4 protein-coding genes are annotated in these 4,985 nt (G+C 67.3%); 2 read left to right on the top strand and 2 right to left on the bottom strand.

Features of this window, described 5'->3' with window-relative positions; all coding sequences use genetic code 11:
* Nucleotides 1-2,204: ATP-dependent helicase (locus SFU54_RS06155; protein ID WP_319015409.1), on the bottom strand; the 2,204-nt coding region annotated here is incomplete at its 3' end.
* A 58-nt stretch (nt 2,205-2,262) separates the two neighbouring features.
* Nucleotides 2,263-3,351: a glycerophosphodiester phosphodiesterase family protein gene (locus SFU54_RS06150; RefSeq protein WP_319015408.1), complete on the bottom strand. Its 1,089-nt coding sequence runs from the start codon at nt 3,349-3,351 to the stop codon at nt 2,263-2,265.
* A gap of 30 nt (nt 3,352-3,381) precedes the next feature.
* Between SFU54_RS06150 and SFU54_RS06145 the strand changes: the two genes are divergently transcribed.
* Together SFU54_RS06145 and SFU54_RS06140 are read left to right on the top strand one after the other, a co-directional pair.
* Nucleotides 3,382-3,789: a hypothetical protein gene (locus SFU54_RS06145; RefSeq protein ID WP_319015407.1), complete on the top strand. Its 408-nt coding sequence runs from the start codon at nt 3,382-3,384 to the stop codon at nt 3,787-3,789.
* A gap of 77 nt (nt 3,790-3,866) precedes the next feature.
* Nucleotides 3,867-4,673 (top strand): Bax inhibitor-1/YccA family protein, encoded by an 807-nt coding sequence (locus SFU54_RS06140; RefSeq protein ID WP_319015406.1) that lies wholly within the window; start codon nt 3,867-3,869, stop codon nt 4,671-4,673.
* Nucleotides 4,674-4,985 lie beyond the last annotated feature (312 nt).

Here is a 4,985-nt window from a genome sequence, read left to right as displayed (position 1 = left end):
ACGTGACGGATGCGGTCACCCGGTGCGAGCGTCAGGTCGCCGTTGTCGCGCACGGTCGCCGTGACGCGGTTGGCCCACTCGGTCTTGGGCTTGCCCGCGGGCAGCGAAGCCGAGTAGCGGAAGCCGTCGCGCGCCGAGCCGAGGCTGCGCGTGCTCGAGCGCATCCCCATTCCTGGCGAATCGCGCCAATCGATGAGCTCGGTCGGAATCTCTTGCAGATAGCGGCTCGGGCTCGCCACGACCGTGTCGCCAAAGGTCGAGCGCGTCATCGCGAGGCTCAGGTGCAGCACCTTGCGGGCCCGCGTGATGCCCACGTAGAACAGTCGGCGCTCTTCGGCCGCACCCCCGGGCTCGCTCGCGCTCATTTGGTGCGGCAGCAGGTTTTCTTCGACACCCGTGATGAACACGGCGTCGTACTCGAGCCCCTTCGCCGTGTGCAGCGTCATGAGCGAGACGGTTCCGCTTGAGTCGTCGAGGTCGTCGGCCGCGGCAACGAGGGCGACCTCGGTGAGAAAGTCGATCAACCGACCCTCGGGGTTGTTCTTCTGAAAGTCGCGCGTCACGGCGACGAGCTCTTCGACGTTCTCTGCGCGGGCTTCGTCTTGGGGGTCGCGGCTCGCACGCAGCGCGCTGAGGTATCCGGTGGCCTCGATGATGCCCGTGAGCAGATCCGGCACCAAGGCCGTGTCGATTGAGTCGGATGCCCGGTCGAGAATCGCCGCGAGGTCAAGAATCGCCGTGGTCACTTTGGGGCCGAGGCCGAGAGCCGCGGCATCCCGCAGCGCATCGAGCATCGTGCCGCCGAGCTCGTCAGCGTGGTTAGCGAGCGCCGTTTCGGTCGCCGGCCCGATGCCGCGCTTGGGGGTGTTGAGGATGCGCCGCATCGCGAGACCATCGGCCGGATTCGCGACCGCGATGAGGTAGGCCATGAGGTCTTTGATCTCGGCGCGCTCGTAGAACTTGGTGCCGCCGAGCACGCGGTAGGGAAGGCCCGCGCGAATGAAGATCTCTTCGAGAGCACGTGTCTGGGCGTTGGTTCGGTAGAACACCGCGATCTGGCTGTAGGGCGTGCCGCCCTCGTGCAGCTTGGCGATCTCATCGGCAACGAATTGCGCCTCGTCGTGCTGCGTGTAGCCAGTGAAGCCCACGATCTTGTCACCCGCACCAACGGCCGTGAAGAGGTTCTTCGCGATGCGGTCGAAGTTGTTGGCAATGACGGCGTTGGCCGCGTCGAGAATCGTCTGGGTCGAGCGGTAGTTCTGTTCGAGCAGCACGACCTCGGCACCCGTGAAGTCGCGCTCAAACTCGACGATGTTGCGAATGTCGGCGCCGCGGAAGGCGTAGATCGACTGGTCAGAGTCGCCGACGACCGTGAGGCTGGCTGCCGGAATGCCCCCGTTGGCGTCGAGCTCAACGCGCGTGTCCTCGGGCACGTGCACGGGCTCGACGGGCCGTGTCAGCTCGCGAATGAGCGCGTATTGCGCGTGGTTGGTGTCTTGGTACTCGTCGATGAGGATGTGCCGAAAGCGCCGCTGGTAGAGCGCCGCCACCTTCGGGAAGGCCCGGAAAAGGTAGACCGTCTGCGCGATGAGGTCGTCGAAGTCGAACGCGTTCGCCCGCCGCAACTCGGCGGTGTAGCGGCGGAACAGCTCGAGAAACATGACCTCGGTCGGGTCGTTGGGGTTGAGCTGCCGGCTGTAGCCCTCGGCATCCACAAGCTCGTTCTTGAGCCGCGAGATCTTGCCCGCCACGGCGCTCACCGTGAAGCCCATGGTGTCGGCTTGCATGTCTTTCACGAGCCGCTTGATGAGGGCGCGTGAGTCAGCCGAGTCATAGATCGTGAAGGCCGTGCCAAAGCCGAACTGCTCGGCCTCGCGGCGAAGAATGCGCACGCACGCCGAGTGGAACGTCGAGATCCACATGCCCTGAGCAGCCTCGCGGCCCACGAGCAGCTCGACGCGCTCGCGCATTTCGGCTGCGGCCTTGTTGGTGAACGTGATGGCGAGAATCTGGCTCGGCCAGAGCTCGCGATCTCTGATGAGGCGCGCGACGCGCCGCGTCAACACCGCGGTCTTGCCCGATCCCGCGCCCGCGACGATGAGCAGGGCCTTCGAGCGGCTCAGCACGGCCGTGCGCTGCTGCGGGTTGAGCCCGTCGAGCAGCGGATCAGAGTCGGCGAGGGATGCGGAGGCAGGGGTGCTCATGACCGCCCCAGTCTAGGTTGCGCCGCCGACGCGACGATGGGCGAGCATCCGTTGCCCGCTAGAGCGCGGAGCGCACTTCGAGGGCCAGGTCGGGCTGGTCGGCGAAGACGCCGTCGAGTCCTGTGCGCATGATCGCGGTGAAGTAGCGCCACCAGTCGCCGTGCGCGCTCGCGGAGGTTCCGATGCGGCACGGCGCGGGCAAGAAGCGGTTCTCGGGGCGCAGAGTCCAGGTGAAGACCGAGAGACCCGCGGCGTGGGCACGAGCAACGAGGTCCGATGCGGCGAGACCCGAGTCGATGGGCGCCCAGGCCGAGCCGGGTTGCCCCGCCCCGCGAGGAGTCGGCTTGATGAGCATCGCGGTGTCGACACTGATGCCGTGGATGCCGGCGGTGCGCAAGCGGGCGAGCCCCGCATCCGTCAGATGGCCGGCGTACGAGAGCGCTGCGGCACCATGCCGCGCGACGAGGTCAGCCGGGCTGCCCTTCTTCTCGAGCAAATAGACGTAGTCGGCGGCGAGACCGCGGTCGCGCAACTGCCCGAGCACGGTTTGCTCGAAGGCCTCAACGATGAGTCGCCCCGGCTGAGCGGCCGACCACGGCGAGAGTTCGGCCGCAATGAGTTCGTCGAGGGGCAAGCCAATCGACGCGAAGTATGCGGCGTGTTTGATCTCGGCGACGAGCCGCACGGGTGCGCCGGTGCCGGGCGCGGGAGGCGCCTCATCGAGCAGCTGCAGCAAGTCACGCAAGCGCAGCAGTGGATAGCGATCGTCGAATCGCACCGAGGCGGGGCGAATCTGCGGCAGGCGCTCGCGTGCGCGCAACGTGCTGAGCTCGGCCCACGTGAAGTCTTCGGTGAACCAGCCCGTGAGGCGCTGCCCGTCGATCTCGCGCGTCGTGCGCCGCGACGCGAACTCGGGGCGGTCGGCCACGTCGGTCGTTCCGCTGATCTCGTTCTCGTGACGCAGCACGAGCTCGCCGTCGCGCGTCGCGACGATGTCGGGCTCAATGGCTTCGGCCCCCAGCGTGATCGCGAGTCGATAGGCCGCGAGCGTGTGCTCGGGGCGATACCCGCTCGCACCGCGATGCGCCACGACGAGCGGCCGCGGCGACGGATGCTCGCTCGCGCGTTCGGGCGTGTACTCGGTCACTCCACCACGCTACGGGATACCGTCGAGGGCATGAGCGACGCGACCCCCGAGCCCGAGCCGGCCCCGCCGACCTGGCCCGCGCAGCCGCAGCCGGCAGCGCCCGCGTGGGCGGCTGCTCCCCCTCCTGCTCCCGACTTCGCGCCCGCGGTCGCCGTGGTGGCGCCTGCCGAACCGGTGCTCGAGCCAGCGCCCGAGACTGCGCCCTCGTCGACCGAGCACCCTCGGCTGAACACGCTCGCCGTCGCCGCGCTCATTCTCGCCGTGTTGCTGAGCCCACTCGCGGCTCTCTTCGGTCACATCGCGGCCGCCCAGGTGGCCCGATCTCGCGGACGTGAACGCGGCGCCGTCATCGCGTGGATCGCGGTGGGGCTCGGCTACCTCTGGCTCGTTGCTGGTGCCGTGCTCGGCTACGTGGTGTGGCAACTGCTCGGGCTCTAGCCGAGGTGCCGTCGCACACAGCCACGCCTTAGGTTCTCAGGGGCGCTTTCGAGGCGACATTCTCTAGACTTTCGGCCATGGCCACTTCCAACCCCGCTTTCTCGAACTCCCCCGCGTTCTCGCAGAGCGCCACCAAGGCAATCCAGTGGACGCAAGAGCCGTCAGCACAGCAGCTGGACGAGCTCTACGCCCGCTCGTCGGCGACGCCCGACCAGATGGACCGCATGACGTACGAGAACGTCATCATGAAGACGCTTGGCGCGTTCGTCGTGCTGCTCGCGTTCGCGGCCGTCGGCTGGTTCGTTCCCGGCCTGTGGATCGTTGGCGGCATCGTCGGCTTCGTGCTCGCCCTCGTCAACATCTTCAAGAAAGAGCCCTCGCCGGCCTTGATCCTCGCCTACGCGGCTGCTCAGGGTCTCTTCGTCGGCGGTATCTCGGCGTTCTATCAGTCACTGTGGGATGGCATTGTTGTCCAGGCCGTCTTCGGCACCCTCGCCGTTGTCGGCGTGACTCTTGCTCTCTTCGCGAGCGGCAAGATTCGCGCGTCAAAGCGCGCGACGAAGATTTTCCTCATCGCGATGATCGGCTACGCGGTGTTCTCGCTCGTGAACATGGGCCTCATGATCTTCGGCGTGACGGACAGCATGTTTGGCCTGCGCGACACGATCTTCCTGGGCATGCCGCTCGGCTTCTGGCTCGGCATTCTGGTGATCCTCATGGCCGCTTACTCGCTCGTGCTCGACTTCGACTCGGTGCAGACCGGCGTGCAGCGCGGCGCCCCCGCGAAGTACGGCTGGACGGCCGCCTTCGGCATCATGGTCACGGTCATCTGGCTCTACCTCGAGATCCTGCGCCTGCTCGCAATTCTTCGAGGCAACAACTAACGCTGCACGCTGGCGCTTCGGCGCCGTGCGCACGCGGACGGGCCGCCCTTCGGGGCGGCCCTTTCTGCGTTCCGGCGGCATTCCGGCTCGGCACGGGCGGTGGCTCGGCCGGCAGCACGGGCACGGGCGGTGGCTCGGCCGGCAGCGCCGGCGAGGGCGCTGGCGAGGGCGTGCAGACGACTCCGGCCACCCGGCGACCAAGCGGCACGCAAGATTTTCTTGTGTGAAGCCGTATTTGACGTCAGACGGGTTTCACACAAGAAATGCCGACAGGGCTGTGTGCCGGTCGCGGCATGTGCCGTGGGAGGCACA

The sequence above is a fragment of the Microcella sp. genome (assembly GCF_033763155.1).
In the GTDB taxonomy this organism is placed as follows: domain Bacteria; phylum Actinomycetota; class Actinomycetes; order Actinomycetales; family Microbacteriaceae; genus Microcella.
The sequence above is the reverse complement of the archived record's forward strand: the minus strand, read 5'-3'. Positions and strand labels throughout refer to the sequence as shown.